General features: G+C 27.8%; 20 protein-coding genes. 15 read left to right on the forward strand and 5 right to left on the reverse strand.

Annotation, left to right across the window (positions count from 1 at the left end; translation table 11 throughout):
* Nucleotide 1 precedes the first annotated feature (1 nt).
* The gene (locus IO99_RS03050; protein ID WP_035130132.1) at nucleotides 2-1,132 is read left to right on the forward strand and encodes a DUF5808 domain-containing protein; all 1,131 of its coding nucleotides are present in this window, start codon (nucleotides 2-4) and stop codon (nucleotides 1,130-1,132) included.
* Between the two features lie 85 nt (nucleotides 1,133-1,217).
* Here IO99_RS03050 and IO99_RS03055 read toward each other — a convergent pair whose 3' ends face one another.
* Both IO99_RS03055 and IO99_RS03060 read right to left on the reverse strand, forming a co-directional pair.
* On the reverse strand, nucleotides 1,218-1,700 hold the full coding sequence (locus tag IO99_RS03055) for a permease (RefSeq protein WP_423219414.1): 483 nt from the start codon (nucleotides 1,698-1,700) through the stop codon (nucleotides 1,218-1,220).
* A 53-nt stretch (nucleotides 1,701-1,753) separates the two neighbouring features.
* On the reverse strand, nucleotides 1,754-2,239 hold the full coding sequence (locus IO99_RS03060; RefSeq protein ID WP_035130136.1) for a hypothetical protein: 486 nt from the start codon (nucleotides 2,237-2,239) through the stop codon (nucleotides 1,754-1,756).
* A gap of 147 nt (nucleotides 2,240-2,386) precedes the next feature.
* Here IO99_RS03060 and IO99_RS03065 point away from each other — a divergent pair, with 147 nt between their 5' ends.
* Nucleotides 2,387-3,001, forward strand: coding sequence for a DUF488 domain-containing protein (locus IO99_RS03065; RefSeq protein ID WP_035130138.1), 615 nt, complete (start codon nucleotides 2,387-2,389; stop codon nucleotides 2,999-3,001).
* A gap of 108 nt (nucleotides 3,002-3,109) precedes the next feature.
* Here the strand turns inward: IO99_RS03065 and IO99_RS03070 are convergent, their stop codons facing one another.
* Complete coding sequence (locus IO99_RS03070) at nucleotides 3,110-3,577, reverse strand: DMT family transporter (RefSeq protein WP_035130140.1); 468 nt, start codon at nucleotides 3,575-3,577, stop codon at nucleotides 3,110-3,112.
* A 58-nt stretch (nucleotides 3,578-3,635) separates the two neighbouring features.
* Entirely contained in the window at nucleotides 3,636-4,061 is a 426-nt protein-coding gene (locus IO99_RS03075) for a DMT family transporter (RefSeq protein ID WP_035130142.1), read from the reverse strand.
* A gap of 150 nt (nucleotides 4,062-4,211) precedes the next feature.
* Between IO99_RS03075 and yeiL the strand changes: the two genes are divergently transcribed.
* The 4 genes from yeiL (at nucleotide 4,212) to IO99_RS03095 (ending at nucleotide 10,087) form a co-directional block, all read left to right on the forward strand.
* A complete protein-coding gene (gene yeiL, locus IO99_RS03080) occupies nucleotides 4,212-4,892 on the forward strand; it encodes a transcriptional regulator YeiL (protein WP_035130144.1) in 681 nt (226 codons plus the stop codon).
* Nucleotides 4,893-5,388: 496 nt separating this feature from the next.
* Nucleotides 5,389-6,363 carry a ribosome small subunit-dependent GTPase A gene (rsgA, locus tag IO99_RS03085; RefSeq protein WP_051823887.1) on the forward strand — a complete coding sequence of 325 codons (975 nt, stop codon included), beginning with the start codon at nucleotides 5,389-5,391 and terminating at the stop codon, nucleotides 6,361-6,363.
* A 213-nt stretch (nucleotides 6,364-6,576) separates the two neighbouring features.
* Complete coding sequence (locus IO99_RS03090; protein ID WP_035130146.1) at nucleotides 6,577-7,950, forward strand: MATE family efflux transporter; 1,374 nt, start codon at nucleotides 6,577-6,579, stop codon at nucleotides 7,948-7,950.
* 43 nt (nucleotides 7,951-7,993) lie between these two features.
* Nucleotides 7,994-10,087 carry a sensor domain-containing diguanylate cyclase gene (locus IO99_RS03095; protein WP_035130149.1) on the forward strand — a complete coding sequence of 698 codons (2,094 nt, stop codon included), beginning with the start codon at nucleotides 7,994-7,996 and terminating at the stop codon, nucleotides 10,085-10,087.
* Between the two features lie 115 nt (nucleotides 10,088-10,202).
* Here IO99_RS03095 and IO99_RS03100 read toward each other — a convergent pair whose 3' ends face one another.
* Nucleotides 10,203-11,111 carry a patatin-like phospholipase family protein gene (locus IO99_RS03100; protein WP_035130151.1) on the reverse strand — a complete coding sequence of 303 codons (909 nt, stop codon included), beginning with the start codon at nucleotides 11,109-11,111 and terminating at the stop codon, nucleotides 10,203-10,205.
* Nucleotides 11,112-11,355: 244 nt separating this feature from the next.
* Here IO99_RS03100 and IO99_RS03105 point away from each other — a divergent pair, with 244 nt between their 5' ends.
* The 9 genes from IO99_RS03105 to IO99_RS03145 all read left to right on the forward strand — a co-directional run bounded on the left by IO99_RS03105 (nucleotide 11,356) and on the right by IO99_RS03145 (nucleotide 18,080).
* Nucleotides 11,356-12,009, forward strand: coding sequence for a pentapeptide repeat-containing protein (locus tag IO99_RS03105; RefSeq protein WP_035130154.1), 654 nt, complete (start codon nucleotides 11,356-11,358; stop codon nucleotides 12,007-12,009).
* 65 nt (nucleotides 12,010-12,074) lie between these two features.
* Nucleotides 12,075-12,848 (forward strand): peroxide stress protein YaaA, encoded by a 774-nt coding sequence (yaaA, locus tag IO99_RS03110; RefSeq protein WP_035130157.1) that lies wholly within the window; start codon nucleotides 12,075-12,077, stop codon nucleotides 12,846-12,848.
* A 162-nt stretch (nucleotides 12,849-13,010) separates the two neighbouring features.
* Nucleotides 13,011-13,916 carry an alpha/beta hydrolase gene (locus IO99_RS03115; RefSeq protein ID WP_051823888.1) on the forward strand — a complete coding sequence of 302 codons (906 nt, stop codon included), beginning with the start codon at nucleotides 13,011-13,013 and terminating at the stop codon, nucleotides 13,914-13,916.
* Between the two features lie 64 nt (nucleotides 13,917-13,980).
* A complete protein-coding gene (locus IO99_RS03120) occupies nucleotides 13,981-14,928 on the forward strand; it encodes a patatin-like phospholipase family protein (protein WP_051823889.1) in 948 nt (315 codons plus the stop codon).
* A 154-nt stretch (nucleotides 14,929-15,082) separates the two neighbouring features.
* A complete protein-coding gene (locus IO99_RS03125) occupies nucleotides 15,083-15,271 on the forward strand; it encodes a chorismate mutase (protein ID WP_051823890.1) in 189 nt (62 codons plus the stop codon).
* A gap of 128 nt (nucleotides 15,272-15,399) precedes the next feature.
* Nucleotides 15,400-16,212, forward strand: coding sequence for a shikimate dehydrogenase (gene aroE / locus IO99_RS03130; RefSeq protein ID WP_035130160.1), 813 nt, complete (start codon nucleotides 15,400-15,402; stop codon nucleotides 16,210-16,212).
* A gap of 18 nt (nucleotides 16,213-16,230) precedes the next feature.
* On the forward strand, nucleotides 16,231-16,674 hold the full coding sequence (aroQ, locus tag IO99_RS03135; protein ID WP_035130162.1) for a type II 3-dehydroquinate dehydratase: 444 nt from the start codon (nucleotides 16,231-16,233) through the stop codon (nucleotides 16,672-16,674).
* 52 nt (nucleotides 16,675-16,726) lie between these two features.
* Nucleotides 16,727-17,005, forward strand: coding sequence for a hypothetical protein (locus IO99_RS03140; RefSeq protein WP_035130165.1), 279 nt, complete (start codon nucleotides 16,727-16,729; stop codon nucleotides 17,003-17,005).
* Nucleotides 17,006-17,540: 535 nt separating this feature from the next.
* A complete protein-coding gene (locus tag IO99_RS03145) occupies nucleotides 17,541-18,080 on the forward strand; it encodes a helix-turn-helix domain-containing protein (RefSeq protein ID WP_035130168.1) in 540 nt (179 codons plus the stop codon).
* Nucleotides 18,081-18,096: the final 16 nt, after the last annotated feature.

An 18,096-nucleotide genomic window follows, 5' to 3' on the forward strand; every position in this document is an offset into this window, starting at 1 on the left:
TATGGATAAGTGGTTATTCTTAGCATTTATGAATTTCATGTTATTATTTATATTTTTAACTAGTTTTTTTGTGAACAAAACATCTAATAGTGGCATTTTCTTTGGAGTGAGATTTCCTAAGGAATATCAAGAAGAAAAGGAGCTAAAAGATATAGAAAAATCTTATAGAATAGTTATTTCAATCATATTTTTTATTATGCTTTTAGGAGTAAATATTTTATTCTTTAATCTTGATAACTATAGTGAAAACACTTTAGGATTTATAATGGCAATACTTATTATAGGTAGTTTAATAATAAGCTTCATAGTATATATTCCATATTATAAAAAGGTTAAAACCTTAAAAAAGCATAGAGACTGGACTTATACTAAAAGAAATGTAGTAGTGGTAGAGACTACTCTAAGAAAGCCTAAAAAGGATGAAAAGATAAAACCTATAGACTCAAAATGGTTTTTATTATTATTTATCTTTCCTTTAATAAGTATTTTAGTAACTATGTATAGATATGATGCATTACCTAAGGTGATGGAGATTCCTTATACTAGCTTTGGGGTGTTTAAAAAGGAGACTTTAAGAGGTCATTTTATAATATATCAATTTCCAATTGTTCAAGTTTTTTTAACAGCATTATTATATGGAATAAACAAAGTGATTATTAATTCTAAGGTGGATTTAAATAGTGGAAGTATTGAGAAGGCCATTATTCGAAAGAGAAAGTTTAAAAAAATAGGGTCAATATTAATGATGGTAATGATACTACAAATGCTTATTATGTTTTCCTTAATTCAAGCATCTATATTATTTAACTTTGATCCTATGATAATTAACTATGTATTTATGGTAATTTTCATGATAACTATGATTATATTTATCATTATTTTTATCAAAATTGGCCAAGGTGGAAGAAATATCCAAACAAAAGGTGAAAAAGATGAGTTATATAAAGATGATGATGATAAATGGATACTAGGAAGCATTTATTATAATAAAAATGATCCAGCTTGGATGGTAGAGAAAAGATTGGGTGTAGGTTGGACAGTAAACTTTGCTCATCCAAAGTCTTGGATAGCTGTGGGAGGACTTATAGTATTTATAATAAGTAATATAATTATGTCTATATTGCTTACTTGATTGTATTGGGTATAAAAATTAAATCAGAATTAAAGGAGTTACTAAAATCTTAGTTGATTTAGTAACTCCTTAATTTTTATATTTCTTAAGTATCATAACGTAAATATAGATTATCTATATCTTCTTTTTTCATAAGCCCTTCCACTAAATAACCCATTATGATGACTCCAGGTATATCAATTACTAATCTAGATAGGGTAAAGGCATAACCTATAGCGGAAACTTCGAAGAGTAATGTAGAAATTTTAGTAACACACCAGGCATTCATAAAAATAATAATATTACTAAATTTAACTCCTTTTTTTAAAAGCACTGCAGTAAAAGGGAATGCAGCATACATGGGCCCAGCAGCTATAGAGCCAATAAGAATAGCAATTAAAACACCAGTAAATCCGGAGTTCTTCCCCATATATTTCATTAATGCTTCTTTTGGAACCCACACATCAATAAGGCCAAGAAGAATCATAATAGGTGGAAGTACAGATAACATCTGAATAAAGCTAGATTGAGCATTAATAAAGCTTTTAGTTCCTAAGTCCCAATTAAAGACGAATACTAAGATAAGTATTAATAAACTTAAAAGGAAAAAGGAATACCTTTTTAGAAAGTTAAGTAGTTTAATCAAAATAAAGTCACCACCTTTCCAATAAAGAAAGCTACTACAAAGGAAAAGACAAAGGCTATGAAATTTCTAAGAAAGGCAGCTTTTTTACCTATATATTTTGACTCTAAGCTATATGTCATGATACCAACCATGGTTAGAGTAGAAATTAAAGCTCCCACTTGTGGATAACCCGCTCCACTTTCAAGTAGTGTATTACCTAATGAAAAGGCTACAAAAGTTGGCATCATAGTTATGGAACCAGTAATAGAAGAAATAATAACTCCTAAAAACCCAGAATTAGAACCAATTAATTTTGATATGGTAGCTGCATCTACTATAGCAAGGAGAATTCCTACAGTGATAATGATACCTAAAAATTGAGGCATTATGTTTTCAAAGGATTTAAGGGAAATTTTTAGAGCCTTAATAGTTTTCTTCTTATCTTTAATTAAAGAAATAAGAAGTAGCACTAAAGCTAAAGTGTATAGAATAACACCTGTCATAACATCACTTCCAATAACTCTATAAAATCATATTATGCTCATAAATTTGTGAGGTTACATAATTATAGTATAATAAGTATTATCAAGGGTATGAAAAGAGAAGAGTGATGAATAATATAGATTATACTAATGAAAGAAGAAAAGATTATGCAAATATTTACAATAGGACATTCTAATTATACTGTAGAGAAGTTAATTCAAATGCTAAGACATTATAACATTGACTGTGTAGTAGATATTAGAGGAACTCCTTATTCAAAGTATAATATTCAATTTGACAAGGAAACAATAAGGGAAACTTTAAAAAAGGAAGGCTTTATTTATATCTATATGGCTAAAGAGTTAGCTGCTAAGAGAGAAAATAAGATATCATATTATGATGAAGGGTATTCAGATTTCGAGAAGGTAGTATATGAAGAAGATTTTATAAAAGGTATTCAAAGGCTAAAGAATGGCTGTGAAAAAGGATATAGAATAGCATTATTAGGTGCGATGCAAGATCCTATAAGATGTCATAGAAGCATCTTAGTGGGGAGGGCTTTAAAAGATCATGGATTCACTGTAGGACATATATTAGACGATTATTCTCTAGCTTCTCAGGAAGATATGGAAAGAAATCTATTAGATAAATATTTTAGTGATAGAGATCAAATTACTATAGATAATATCCTTGGAACTGCACCTACAGAGAAAGAATTAATAGAAGAAGGATATCGATTAGCCAATAAAGAAATCGGATATCGGATTGAGCATTTAAAATAAAAGGACATCTATGAAATAATTCAAGTCCAAGCGTAAGTAATTTTTATTATTAATTACTTATACTTGGACTTATTATTATTGATGAATAATTTGGATGTATTCATTTGCTTATGCTTTGAGAATTTCACTTTCATCACAAGTAGTGCCATTTTTATCTACTATAAGATTATAGGCCAATCCTATAAGAACTAAAATACCTCCAATAACTTTTCCTGTAGATGCTTTACCTAAGGTGATATAGTCAATTACTATACCCATAAATAATTGCCCAATAAATATAAAGAGAGTTAGATAAAAAGAAGATATTCTCGGAGTCATGTAATTTGAAATAACTATGGTTATAACTCCTAGAAGTCCTCCTAAATATGCTAAAAAGGGTATTGTGCTAAAGCTACTAAAGGTTGAAGGAAAGGTTTCTTTGCTGAATAAAAGAAATACTACTGAGAAAAACAGTCCGACTATATAGTTAAAAAAGGTTCCTTGAAATATACCGATTTTCTCTGCTAATTTAGAATTTATAGTTCTACCTATAACAATAGTTACACCAGCTAAAATAGAAATTATAATATATATCATTATTTATCCTTAATAAGGTTATAGAATAAATAACCTTATTAAAGTTCACCTCCTATCATTATTTAAAAATAGTCATAATTATGATACCTATAATCATAATTGATAAACCTATGAACTTCTTACCGTTAAATTTAATCTTTTTCATTCCAAGTAATCCATAGTTATCTATGATAATAGAAGAAATTGCTTGACCAAGTAATCCTAGAGAAATGCTTAAAGAAGCGCCAAGAGCCACAAAACTTATATTACTAAAAAGCACTGTAAATACTCCAACGGCTCCAGCACTGTACCATAAAATAGGAATACCCTTTTGAATTTTTAATTTTGACTTAGTAGCAAATAATACAGTAATAATAGTAATTAAACCTATTATGTGAATGAGTACACTGGAAGAATAATTACCAATAGTCCTTGATAAGGTTCCATTAAACACAAGCATTACTGAAATTAATGCACCTATAAATATAGAAATAAAAATATTCATGACAATCCCCCTTTTAGTTACATATTGAATTTATCATAAAGTAGTTGAGAAGTATTATGACATATGTCATAGTTGTATTAAGAAAGTATTTAAGATGAGAAATGATTTTTATAAATAATTTATATGATTGATATGATTTAGGAGAAAAATATGAAGAAAATAAATAACTCAGAACTTATGAACACATATATAAATAAATACAATATTAATGATATCTTTACCAGTGATATGAGAGAATATATGGAATTATTTCACTTTAAGAGAAATGAATTTTTATGTAAGGAAGATGAGCCTATAGATTATTTATTCTTTTTTGTAGAAGGTAAGGCTAAAGTATATATTAGTTTAAAAAATGGTAAATCGCTTTTAATATGTTTTTATTATCCACTTATGGTACTAGGAGATTTAGAATTAATCAATTTTACAAAGGCAACTACAAATATGGAAGTTATAGAGGATGCTTATTGTATTGGGTTATCTTTTAAAAAGGTAAGAGAAAAGTTATTAAATGATCCTAAGTTTCTAAGATTTATATGCAGTTCCTTGGGAAATAAAATGGATACTTCATCTAGAAATGGATCAATCAATTTACTATATCCACTGGAAAACAGATTAGCAAGCTATATAATGGCAACAAGGGAAGAAGGAAATAGAGTTGTATTTAATGAAACATTAACAGAGATTGCTGAGTTGCTAGGAACTAGCTATAGACATCTATTAAGGACTATAAATAATTTAATAAATAGGGAAGTATTAAAAAAAGACAATTACGGATATGAAATTATTAATGAAGAAATACTTAGTAGTTTAGCCGTGGATTTATATAAATAGGTAATAAAGATGGACATATAAGTATTTTAAATTATATAAAATTCTAAAAATGAAAAATATTTATAGGAATTTGTTATTTAATTATTTACAAATATGTATATTTGATGTATGCTTAATATATGTATTAATATTATAAATATATAAATCGAATTTGAAAGGAGTTGTTGTATTATGATGAACAGAGAAAGATTAATATTAGATGAAGTATATACAGCCGCTCCAAATTTAAGATTTAAATGTTAGTTTCAGTGGATTAATATTAACAATTATATTCAGTTTAAAACCTTAGAAGTATAATAATATTATAATCCTAATTTTATAACTATATTTAATTTGAACTTATGCCTTGGAGTAGCTTAATCCAAGGTTTTTTTGTATGCAAAAATAAAGTTTTTTAACCAATAAGGTTATTATAAAAAAGCTAAAGGGCATAAGTTCAACGTCTTATTAAATGAAAATAAATTAAAGTATAAAGTTAGAAAGAGGGATTATATAGTTGAGAGAAAATAATATAAATGAATATTCAATAGGAAGAGTGTATGCTCAGCATAGAAATTTATACAAGATAATAACTGAAAAGGGAGAAATATCAGCTACTCTATCAGGGAAGTTACAATATGAATTAATTAATAAAAAGGACTATCCAGTTGTAGGGGATTGGGTTAATTATGAAGAGCTTGGTTATGGAGAAGGAATAATACATCAGATTCAAGAAAGAAAAACGCTTATTTGTAGAAAGGTAGCAGGAGTAAAAAGTGAAGAACAGGCTTTAGCTGCAAATATAGATAAGATTTTTATAACAATGTCTTTAAATAATAATTTTAACCTAAGAAGATTAGAAAGATATATTAATATAGCATGGGATAGTGGTGCTACACCTGTTATCTTATTAACTAAATTGGATTTATGTGAGGATTTAGAAGATAAATTATTATCCTTAGATCAGGTGGCATTAGGTATAGATAAGATAAGTGTAAGTTCTTTAACTGGTGAAGGTGTAGAGGTAGTAAGAAATATTATAAAAAGCGATGATACTGTAGTTTTTATTGGGTCTTCAGGGGTTGGAAAATCTACTATAATAAATAAATTGTTAGAAAAGGAAGTACAAATTACTAAGGAAGTTGGCGAATATGACAAAGGAAGGCATACTACAACCCATAGAGAGTTGTTTGTGCTGCCAACAGGGGGAGCTATAATAGACACTCCAGGAATGAGAGAACTTCAGCTAAGTCAGGGAGACGTAGAAGCCACCTTTAAGGATATAGAAGATCTTGCATTGAAGTGTCACTTTTCAGATTGTAAGCATAAAAGTGAACCTAAATGTGCTGTTCAACAAGCCATTGAAAGAGGAGAATTATCTAAGGAGAGATTTATAAGTTATGAAAAAATAAAAAAAGAAATAGCTAATGAAGAAAAACGCAGAAGGGCTAAAGAAAGAATAAATGAAAGAAAAGCTAGAATAAGAAGATAGATGAAAATATGTATTTTGGAAGTTGATGAAATTTTCTAAGAGCATAAATAATTTTATTAATATATTCATAATAAAGAAATTTGCATTAATATATTTATTATTCTAAAATAACCATACATACCATGCATATTTGTAGAAATATGTATGGTTATTTTATATGTGAAATATGGTATAATTATTTTATTAAATTGGATTAATACGGAGAATATTTATATGAAAATAACTACAGATAAGAAATTTTATAGATTACTTTTTAGTATATCAATACCCATAGCCATACAGAACTTAATTACTTTTGCAGTAAGTATGATAGACACCTTAATGGTAGGATCTTTAGGGGAAGTCCAATTATCATCAGTAGCTTTAGCAAATAATTTATTTTTTATTTTGATGATTCTACTTTTTGGACTAGCTAGTGGATCAAATATTATGATATCTCAATATTGGGGGAAGAAAGATGTAAATTCTATTCATAAGATACTTGCAATTATGTATAGAGTTTGTACCGTTATAATAATTATATTTATAGCCATAGCAGCACTATTACCAACACAGTTTATGAGTATATTTTCTAATGATATAGCTGTTATACAAGGTGGGGCTAGCTATCTTAGAATAGTCTGCATAGGATACATATTCTATGGTTTAACAAACTGTACAATAATGATGCTTCGTTCTGTAAAAACGGTAAAAATTTCAATGTTAGTATATAGTGTGTCATTGTTGGTAAATGCTTTTTTTAACTGGGTATTTATTTTTGGAAAATTTGGATTCCCAGCCTTAGGCATAAGAGGAGCAGCTATTGCTACCGTTATGGCAAGAATCACAGAATTTATAATAGTTATAATATTTATGATTTATTTTGAGAAGAAGATAAAATTACGACCTAAGCATCTATTAAAGGTGGATAAGGTTATATTAAGGGATTATGTATCTACATGTACACCGGTATTATTTAATGAATTGCTTTGGTCTACAGGATCCTCTATGATTTCAGTTATTGTAGCAAAAATGGGAACAAGTACAGTAGCAGCCAATAGTATAAATGGAGTTGCACAACAATTTGTAACAGTGTTTATATTTGGATTATCTAATGCTGCAGCTGTTATTATTGGTAATACCATAGGTGAAGGTAAAAAGAATAAAGCCATGGAATATGCCTTTACGATAGGTGTATTTAGTGTAATTACAGGGCTTATTGCCAGCGGAATAATATATGTTATTAAGCCTATAATAGTAAACTTCTACAATGTTCCACAAAGTACAAAATTAATTGCTATGGAAATCATGAGTGTAACCTCTATTATTGTTATATTCCAAGCTTTAGGAAGTAATATGATGATGGGAGTTCTAAGAGGTGGAGGAGACGCAAGATTTGTATTATTAAATGATATTATATTTATGTGGTGCGTAGCTATTCCAGGAGGATTCATAGCAGTAGATATATTAGGGTTACCAATAGTAGTTGTATTTTTTATAATTAGGTGTGATGAGATAATAAAATCTTTAGTTAGTATAGTAAGAGTAAGTAGTGGGAAATGGGTAAGAGATGTTACTAGAGATTTTGCCATAGAAGAAGAGGAATAATTAATACCTTATAACATAATAAAAATAGGGGGTTATGAAATCTATGTACAAAGATTCAAAAGAAGATGTACTAAATAGACTTAGGGAAGATTCAAATTACATAGACCAATTTATAGAGTATGTTAACGAACAGCTAGTAAGTAACCTAGACAATGCTAAAAGTATATTAGATGAAGGTTTAAAAATATGTACTGAAAATGAAAATATCAAAGGAGTAGCTTGGTGTAGTGGAACTATAGGGTGGTATTTTAATTATTCAGGTACATATGAGAAGGGAGTACAGTGGCTATTAAAAGCTAATACATTATTTCAAAGCATAAGTGATGAAAAAGGAAAATTATATGTATCAAATGGACTTATGAGTGCCTACTTTCAATTAGGATTATGTGAATTGAGTACAAAATGGGGAAAGATTGCTTTGAAAATAGCAAAAAAATTAAAGAATGATAAGTTTTTTTTAGTAATATTAAATAATATTTGTGTTAATTATTTGAACTTAGGAAAACATAATGAAGCTAAAAAAATTATAGATTCTTTACAAGATATACCTTATGGTGATAATGATAATATGAAAATAAGTATGTATCAAGTTATTGCTGAAATTGAATGTGAACTTGGTAACTTAGAAAAGGCCATGAATTTTATTAATGAATCTATTGAAATTGGAGAAAAGCTAAATTATGAAATTATAAGAAGTGAATCTTTAAGGATAAGGGGAAAAATAAATTTTAAGACTGGTAAGGAAAAGGAAGCAGAAGAAGACTATTCAGCTGCATTAGAGCACGCCACAAAGAGGGATTATTATGAAGTTCAAGCTAGCATATTAGAGTCTTGGGCTCAGAGTGATTTAATTAATTATAAATATGATGAAGCTATTAATAAGCTAGTAAAGGCATTAGAAATATCTGAAAAAAATAAATGCGTACTAATTAGTAGAAATATATATAAACAACTGTATTTATCTAACAAGGAGATTAATAAATATAAGGAAGCATTAGTGTATTATGAGAAGTATGTTGAAATAAATAATGAATTGAACTGTATAACTAGTGAATTAAGTCTTGCTGATTTAGAAAATGAAAAGAATAAGCAAGAAGCAGCTATATTTAAGTCATTATATGATGACATTAAAGTAATATCAACTATAGGACAAAAAATAACTTCAGACCTTAATTTTGAGAATATATTAGAAAATATACATAAGGAAATATCAATGATTATTGATGCAGAAGTGGTTGGTGTTTCTACCCTTAAGGAATCAGAAGGAATTTTAGATTATGCACTATTTATAGATAGAGGAAATAAGCTGAATTTAAAGAATGTTCATGTAGAAGATGAAACTAGCATAGGAGCCTATTGTGTTAGAAATAGAAGCACTATTTTAATTAATGATCTGTATAAAGAATATAAAAAGTATGTACCAACCCTTAAGGTAAAAGTAAGTGATGATAATACTCAATCAGCAATGTATTGTCCTTTAATTTTAGAGGATAAGGTTAGAGGATTTTTAAATGTACAAAGTTATAAGAAAAATGCATATACAGAAAATGATTTAAACAAGTTAAAGATATTAGCATCCTATGTTGCTATAGCTTTAGAGAATTCTTGCCTTTATAATAGAACTAAATATTTTTCTTCTCATGATTTTTTAACAGGATTACTGTCCAGAATGGAAATTTTTGAAAAAGGAGAAAAGATATTTAAGGATTGTCAAAGAGAACGAAAGAAATTAGCTGTCATAATGATAGATATTGATGATTTTAAATTAATCAATGATAAGTATGGACATAGTTATGGAGATAGTGTATTAAAAATGGTTGGAGGCATAATTAGAAATAATGTTAAAAATCATGGAATTGCAGGGAGATATGGTGGGGAAGAATTTTTAGTGATTTTACAAGGTATAGGTGAAAGAAAGATTTATTCAATCTGTGACAATATAAGAACATCAATCGAAAGAGGTAATATATATTATGGAGAAAAGTTTAAATTAAAAGTGACATCTAGCCTAGGTGTATTTATCTATTCAGGTAAAGAGAAAAATATTGATCAATGTATTAATTTTGCAGATGAAGCATTATATATAGCTAAAGCGGAAGGAAAAAATAAACTTGTAAAATATGAAAATTATTCTTAGTTATATAAATTTATATAAAGTTAGTTAATTAGAAAATGTACATAAAAATAAAAAAGTTATTCTATAATGATAAAAGGAATTATAGAATAACTTTTTATATTAAATAAATTTTGCACTAATGTAAAAAATGATTTTCTATAAAATTAAAGGTATCGGAAAGATCTAGATTGTCCACAGCATTTTTAAGTAATGGAACTTTTGAATAGTCATCAAGAGAAATTTTATATTTCAGTATAGGATTTATTCTAAAGTAGTTTGGACCGATAAGCTCTTTGCAATATAAGTCTTCTAGAGGTGTATCATTTAGTAGTATTGAAACCAAAGGTGTTTTAACATTACATTTCGGTCTGAGCATCCACTGGAGAGCACCCCAAGAAGATGTATCTGATTTTATTTGGTTAAGTGTGGAGCCGGTACCAATAGATAATATACGAAAATCAGATAGTGAATGTTTAGGTTTAAGGAGCTTCATTACGGAAATCATAGAGGCGGCTGTAGGATTATTTACAATTACACCCCCATCTATAAAGTTCTTGTATGAAGGAAAATAAGTAGGAGCGGCAGAGCTAGCTAAAGCCACATCTACAACCTTAGATGTGTATGTTGAGCCACGAGAAAGGTTATTAAAAAATACAGATTGCCAGTTATCGGATGAAAAACCTTTTACATTAAAGGATGGGATGAATACATACTTTTCAAGATCCCCAAGGGTAAGGTCTTCTGTAAATACAGATAATATGACTTCTCTTAAGTTTTTATTATTAAATTTAGGTCTGAAAAGGTTAAGATGAGAAGGATAAAATATACTTTTTACAGTCTCATAGTTGTACAAGTTATCAACATAATTTCCATCCTTTCCAGAAGCTAGAGCTAAGGCTATTAAAGCACCTGTAGAAGTACCAGCAAATAAGTGTGTATACTTTAAGATATCAGGATATTTATTATAAATGCGTTTTAATATACGTGTGGATAGGGCACCACGAATTCCTCCACCATCAAATACAATAATTCTGAATGTAGACATTAGACACCTCCGTTGCAGCTTATATGATTATTGTATTAATGATTATGTAGGTATGTGAATATGTTATTATCTGTTTTAAAACATCTTTGACTTATTAAGAAGCTAAGAACTCTGTTTATGAAGGTTTTTGAAATTACCTGGGGAATATTTAAATATGCTAGATAATAATCAGATTAAATGAAAACAGTGAAGGATGGTGAAGATTAGCTATGTTAAGTATATATAGTACATAGCTAGAAGAAATATGGAAGAAAGAAAAGTAAAAAATGTATTATTACCTAAAATTACAGCAATAAATGAAGAGATATATTCTTTAGAGAAGAATATAGATGATGAAGATTATTTTAATAATGTAATGATGCTTAATTGTGACTTAAGTAATGAGAGTGCATCGCATGTTGAATTTTCGGAAGTTATATTTAAAAATGTAGATTTTAGAAATGTAAAATTTCCTCATATTGAATTGATAGATGTAAAGTTTGAAAACTGTGATTTATCAAATTCTAATTTAAATAATGGAATTTTGCATAGGGTAGAAATGATAAACTGTAAGCTTATAGGTATAGATTTGACAGATACAAATATTCAAAATGTCACATTAAATCAGTGTAACGGTGACTATAGTAACATATCTTTCTCTACTCTTAAAAATGTAAATTTTATAGATTCATCATTTAATAATGTAATATTTGAAAATAGTAAATTTAATAAAGTAAACTTTGAAAATGTAAGTATGAGGCAAATTGATATATCTAAGGCTATGGTGAAAGGAATTGATTTTAGAAATAGTGATATAGAAGGACTTATTGGAGATGTAAGAGATTTATATGGAATAGTAGTTACTCCAATGCAAGCACTATCGCTTTCGAGAATTTTAGGGATTGTAATTAAGGAATAGATGTATTAAAGAGACTGCCAGAGTAATGAATTTTAATTAGGATATTTAAAGTTAGGAGAAAACATATGATAACAATAATATCATCAGCTAAATCTTTAGATTTTGAAAAAGAAATATTTATAGATGAAAGTACCGAACCTGTATTTATGAATGAAGTAAGAGAATTAGTAGATATAATTAAAAATTACAATGAAGAAGAAATAGCTAAGATAATGAAAATTAGTAATAAGTTATCAAAGGTAAATTATAATAGATTTCAATGCTTTTATGACCAACAAGTAAATACTAGACAGGCTATTTTTGGATTTAGTGGGGAAGTATATAGAGCTATAAATCCTTTTGAATATGACAGATCAAACATAGAGTTTGCGCAAAAGCACATTAGGATTTTATCAGGTTTATTTGGGATTTTAAGACCTTTAGATAATATAAAAGAATATCGGCTAGAGATGGCTACAAAGTTAAGAGGTATACCTGAAGAAGATTTATATAAATTTTGGACAAAAAAGATTACTCAAAATATAGTTCAAGATTTAAATCTTAAAGAAGATAAGACAATTTTAAATTTGGCCTCTCTGGAGTACTCTAAATCCATAGATAAAAGTGAGCTAGGTACTATTAATGTCTATGATGTTGAATTTAAAGAAAATATAGAGGGAAAATATAAGATTATAGGAACATATGCTAAGAGGGCTAGGGGGCTTATGGTAACTTATATTGTTAAAAATAATATAGATAATATAGAAGATTTAAAGAATTTTAAAGAAGAAGGTTATTGTTATAATAAAGAAATAAGTAGCAATCCTAAATTAGTTTTTACTAGAGAAAAAATACTTTAGGTCTATGACTTTAGTATTAAATAATGTGACATTATAAAAGAAATTAAAGGTGCATTAATTATAAAAAGTAGGGGATTACTAAAATATATAAAATAAAAACTTGTATTTTAAATACAAGTTTTTTTATTCAAAAATATTATAAGATGATAATAGGAGCAAATTATGATAATAGCTAATATATTAATTGTAATGACAGTACTTTTTATAATATTTATCAAAACTATAAATTGCTTATTTTATTATGCTACTCTTGGTAAAAAGTGTGATAAGATAGAAACCTTTAATAGTCTTTACACCATGGGATTATATTCTCTTGATGAGTATGAAAAGTTAAAATTGGAAGAACTAATTGTACAAAGTAAAGATGGATATAAGTTAAAAGGATATTATCTAAACTGTAATTTACCTTCAAAAAAAATAATAATATTATTGCATGGATACTTGGTTGGCCACTACAGGTCTTGCCAATATATAAAGTTTTTTATAAAAGAAGGATTTAATATTCTTTTAGTAGATCAAAGAGGTCATGGTAATAGTGAAGGAACTTATGCTACCTATGGAAGATATGAGTGTGAAGATTTAGATTTATGGGTAAGCTGTATAAGACAAAAAGTTGGGGAGAAATGCTTTATAGGTGTACATGGCCATTCTATGGGAGCTGCTACTGGTCTTATGTATTCAGTTTTAGGAAAGAATAAAATAGATTTTATAATATCGGAATCAGCTTATGCAAATGCAATAGAGGTTATAAAAAGAAAGTTAAATAAATACAAGATTCCTTTTTTTCCCTTCTATAATCTCACTAATCATAAAATAAAAAAAGTATGTGGCTTTTCTTTAGGAGAAATAAGTCCAATGGATATGGTAAAGGAAAGCAAAGTACCAATTATGTTCATTCATGGAGATGAAGATGAATTAATACCATGTTATATGTCCATGGAAATGTATGAAATTAAAAAGGGAATAAAAAGCTTATGTATAATTCCAAGAGCTAAGCATAATACTTGTTATGCCACTAACCGAGAGAAATATGAAAATGAAGTAAAAAACTTTCTTAAAATGATATAATAATAAAAAGTGGCTAATAAATATTTTAAAATCAAGATAATATTTTAATGGGGGATGAAGGGGAATGAGAGTAGGATTAGTATTATCTGGTGGAGGCGGAAAAGGAGCTTATGAGATAGGAGTATGGAAAGCTATAAAAGAGTTAAATATAGATAAATACATAAAAGTAGTTTCAGGTACTTCTATAGGTGCTATAAATGCAGCTTTATTTGCTCAAGATGATTTTGAAGAAGCTAAGAAAATGTGGCAAGAGGTTACTATAGAGAAGTTGTTACCAGTAAATAGTAAAGTCTTAATAAGGAAAGGCGTAACCCTCGCTATTGGTAGTAGAAATATGAATTTAGTAAAAAAATATATGACAAAGAAATTAGAGCAGGGTGATATTCCTAGGGATGGAGCTAAGGATATTATAGAGAAATATATAAATATTGATAAATTAAAAAAGTCAAATAAAATATGTTATGTATCATGTACTGAAATGCCGGAGTTCTCTGCTAAATATTTTAAAATAAATGACTATGAAGAAGAAAAGGCTAGAAGTATATTATTAGCAACGGCTTGTCTTCCTATGATATATGAAAGTGAAGAAATTGGTGGGAAGACATATTTAGATGGGGGACTAGTAGATAATACTCCTATAAAACCAGTATATGAAGAAGGTTGTGATATAATAATAGCTGTACTATTATCTAAGGAAGCTAAAATAAGAAGAGAAGATTTTCCAGATGCAAAAATCATAGAACTAATTCCTTCAGACATAGAAACAAAAATATTAGATGGATTATTAAATCTAGATGAAGAGTCTAAAAACAAGAGAATTCAAAGAGGTTACTATGATACAAAAAATCTTTTAGAACCTATTTTTGAAATGGCAAGATATCAATTAATCGAAGAATTAGAAAGACAGGCTATGGACAGTGAATTACAAGAATTTGAAGAAAAAAATAAGGAAAGTTGGATAGCTAGAAATACAAGAAGAATAAAGAGAAAACTTGGAATAAAAAAACTTTAATAAATATTATGTAAAGTAAAAATATATAGATAAAAAGATAGATTCCTATAGGAGTCTATTTATTTTTAGTGGAAATAATATATAAATAAGTGTTATTATATATTAGTAAAATTTAATTAATGTATATAGATAATTTAGAAAAGGGTGAATTGCAGTGAATGAATTAGAGCAATGTAGAAAAGAAATCGATGAGATTGATAAAGAACTTATAAATCTATTTGAGAGAAGAATGGATGTTGCTATAAGAGTAGCTAATTATAAAAAAGAAAATGATTTACCGATATATGATGAGGAAAGAGAATCAAAGGTTATTAAAAAAAAATGTAGACAATTTAAAAAATAAGAACTATGATTTATTAGCAAGAAGATTTTTCTTAAGCATAATGGAGTTAAGTAGAAGTTTGCAAGAGAGCATTATAAAAAAGCATAAGTAAAGTTATTTAAATTAATCATATATAAAGGAGTAATGTTATGGAGTTTTACGGCATACTAGGTGAGAAATTAGGACATAGCTTATCACCGAGAATACATAAGATAATATTTCAGGCTATGGAAGTAGAAGGTGCATATAAACTATTTGAAATACCTAAAGGAAATTTAGAAAAATTCATAGATGCACTTAAACTTTTAAAAATTAAAGGAGCCAGTGTAACTATTCCTTACAAGGAAGAAATTATTAAGTATTTAGATGAGATATCACCAGAAGCACAAAGAATAGGTGCTGTTAATACAATATCACTAGAGGATAATAAACTATATGGTTATAACACAGATTACTATGGCTTTGGATATATGTTAAAGGTACATAATGTTAAGATACAAGACTCAATAGCTGTAATTTTGGGAAATGGTGGAGCTACAAAGGCTGCTGTGTGTTATTTATTAGACAATGGAGCTAAAAATGTTTATATAGTAAGTAGGACACCAGAAATAAATAAGGGAATAAATCATGAAAAAGTTCAACTAATAAGTTATGAGCAGTTAAAAGAAATTCAAGGAGATATGATAATTAATACAACTCCAGTAGGTATGTTTCCTAACGAAGATGCCACTCCTGTTAATGATACTATCATAAATAATTTTCAAACAGTTGTAGATATAGTATATAACCCATCAGAGACAAAATTTTTATTAAAGGGAAAAGAGTTAGGAAAAAAAGTTGTAGGGGGATTATCTATGCTCATAGGACAAGGCGTAAAAGCACAGGAAATATGGCAAAAGAATTCTATTGATGACCAAGTAATTAAAGATATATATGAAATTTTAAATAGAGAGTTTAGTTAATTATAAGAGGTGATTGCTATGAAAATTATGGTTATAAATGGACCTAACCTGAATTTTTTGGGCATAAGGGAAAAACATATATATGGCTCAAAAAGCTTTGAAAAGATTGAAAATTACATAAAGGAATGTTCTAAATCCTTAGGACATGATATAGTGATGTTACAAAGCAATATAGAGGGGGAAATTATTAACTTCATCCAAAGGGCATACTATGAAAAATATGATGGAATAATAATTAATCCAGGTGCCTTTACCCATTATAGCTATGCAATCTATGATGCTATAAAAAGTGTAAACATAGATACTGTAGAAGTTCATTTATCACAGATTTATGATAGAGAAGATTTTAGACAAAAATCAGTTACAGCTCCAGCATGTATAGGTCAGATATGTGGTTTTGGAGAATATGGATATATAATGGCTATGAATGCTCTAGAAAATAAAATGAAGATTTCTAGCTAAAGTAGGTTATAATACTAATTAAACATTTGTAACCTAGGAGGAAGGGAAACTTATGGATGAGCTTAATAATAGGATAATAGACATATATACAAGTCTTTCTGAAAGTGGGGTTAGATTTTATTATGAGGATGATATTAACCCTTTTAGCGAAATAAAAGAATTGAATTCTTGTAATGAAAAATATCTATGGTTCACAACTGAGGGAGAAAATGAAGTTAAAGTATCCATAGAAGATTTCAGAGTATATCATTCAAAGGAAAACATTAATCTTTATGATTGGGTTGAAATAAGAGAATTTGATAGGCTTTTAGAAGAATTAAATGAGAATTAGTAGAATTAAATAAAAAATAGACAACTAAGGTATTAATTACTTAGTTGTTTATTATTTTTTTGAAATTTTTAAATTGTGGATAAAATAAAGTAAATTTTCAGAAGAAAGGTTGATAATCTAAGATTTATCCACTTAGTGTTAATTATATTGTGGATAGAGTTGTGGAAAATGTTAATAATTACATTATTTTACAATGGAAAGTATATAGTATTTATTGTGGTTATAAAGTATTTTTTAAAAATAGTTAAAGTAAATTGTCTTTCTAGTATTTAGTTGAAGGTTAGTACAATTAATACTAGAAAGCTTTTATTATGGAATATACTTAGTATTACTAAACATGAAGAATATTAATATAAACATATTTTCATAAACATAAGGTATATTCAAAGGTTCATTATGAAAAAAAAATCATGAAAATATAAAAAAAATTTAATAAATCTATTGATTTATTAATAAAAAAAATATAGAATAATATTGTTTGTTTAGTAAATGTAAACTTAAGGTTTAGTATAATACATAAGATTGAGGTGGAATCGTGCAAATTGGAGAGAAGATTAAAAGTCTTAGAATCGAAAAACAGTTAACACAAGAAGAACTTGCAAACAGATGTGAATTATCCAAGGGGTTCATCTCACAAATAGAGAATGATCTCACATCTCCATCTATTGCAACACTTATGGACATTCTTCAGATACTAGGCACAAATTTAAATGAATTCTTTAGTGAGAAGATTAATGAAAGAGTTAAGTTTACAAATGACGATATGTTTGAAACTGAGGATGAAGATCTAAAGTATAGATTAAAGTGGCTAGTACCAGATGCTCAAAAAAATCAGATGGAGCCTATAATGCTCACATTAGAACCAAATGGAAAATACAAAGAAGAAACTCCTCATGAGGGAGAGGAATTTGGACTTGTGCTTCATGGTATTGTAAACCTGCATTTAGGAGATAAGGTATATAAAATACGTAAGGGAGAAAGCTTTTATTTTAAGCCAAAGTCTAATCATTATATTTCAAATACAGGAAAAACTGAAGCGACAGTAATATGGGTAAGTACACCACCGTCATTTTAAGTAGACAGATTTAATA

The sequence above is a fragment of the Clostridium sulfidigenes genome (assembly GCF_000732635.1).
GTDB classification, from domain to species: domain Bacteria; phylum Bacillota; class Clostridia; order Clostridiales; family Clostridiaceae; genus Clostridium_J; species Clostridium_J sulfidigenes.

Excerpts from the sequence above, each read along its gene's own strand:
- IO99_RS03050 (WP_035130132.1), top strand. The coding sequence starts at position 2 with ATGGATAAGTGGTTATTCTTAGCATTTATGAATTTCATGTTATTATTT.
- IO99_RS03060 (WP_035130136.1), bottom strand. The coding sequence starts at position 2,239 with ATGACAGGTGTTATTCTATACACTTTAGCTTTAGTGCTACTTCTTATT.
- IO99_RS03065 (WP_035130138.1), top strand. The coding sequence starts at position 2,387 with ATGCAAATATTTACAATAGGACATTCTAATTATACTGTAGAGAAGTTA.
- IO99_RS03070 (WP_035130140.1), bottom strand. The coding sequence starts at position 3,577 with ATGATATATATTATAATTTCTATTTTAGCTGGTGTAACTATTGTTATA.
- IO99_RS03075 (WP_035130142.1), bottom strand. The coding sequence starts at position 4,061 with ATGAATATTTTTATTTCTATATTTATAGGTGCATTAATTTCAGTAATG.
- yeiL (WP_035130144.1), top strand. The coding sequence starts at position 4,212 with ATGAAGAAAATAAATAACTCAGAACTTATGAACACATATATAAATAAA.
- IO99_RS03090 (WP_035130146.1), top strand. The coding sequence starts at position 6,577 with ATGAAAATAACTACAGATAAGAAATTTTATAGATTACTTTTTAGTATA.
- IO99_RS03095 (WP_035130149.1), top strand. The coding sequence starts at position 7,994 with ATGTACAAAGATTCAAAAGAAGATGTACTAAATAGACTTAGGGAAGAT.
- IO99_RS03100 (WP_035130151.1), bottom strand. The coding sequence starts at position 11,111 with ATGTCTACATTCAGAATTATTGTATTTGATGGTGGAGGAATTCGTGGT.
- IO99_RS03105 (WP_035130154.1), top strand. The coding sequence starts at position 11,356 with ATGGAAGAAAGAAAAGTAAAAAATGTATTATTACCTAAAATTACAGCA.
- yaaA (WP_035130157.1), top strand. The coding sequence starts at position 12,075 with ATGATAACAATAATATCATCAGCTAAATCTTTAGATTTTGAAAAAGAA.
- IO99_RS03115 (WP_051823888.1), top strand. The coding sequence starts at position 13,011 with ATGATAATAGCTAATATATTAATTGTAATGACAGTACTTTTTATAATA.
- IO99_RS03120 (WP_051823889.1), top strand. The coding sequence starts at position 13,981 with ATGAGAGTAGGATTAGTATTATCTGGTGGAGGCGGAAAAGGAGCTTAT.
- aroE (WP_035130160.1), top strand. The coding sequence starts at position 15,400 with ATGGAGTTTTACGGCATACTAGGTGAGAAATTAGGACATAGCTTATCA.
- aroQ (WP_035130162.1), top strand. The coding sequence starts at position 16,231 with ATGAAAATTATGGTTATAAATGGACCTAACCTGAATTTTTTGGGCATA.
- IO99_RS03140 (WP_035130165.1), top strand. The coding sequence starts at position 16,727 with ATGGATGAGCTTAATAATAGGATAATAGACATATATACAAGTCTTTCT.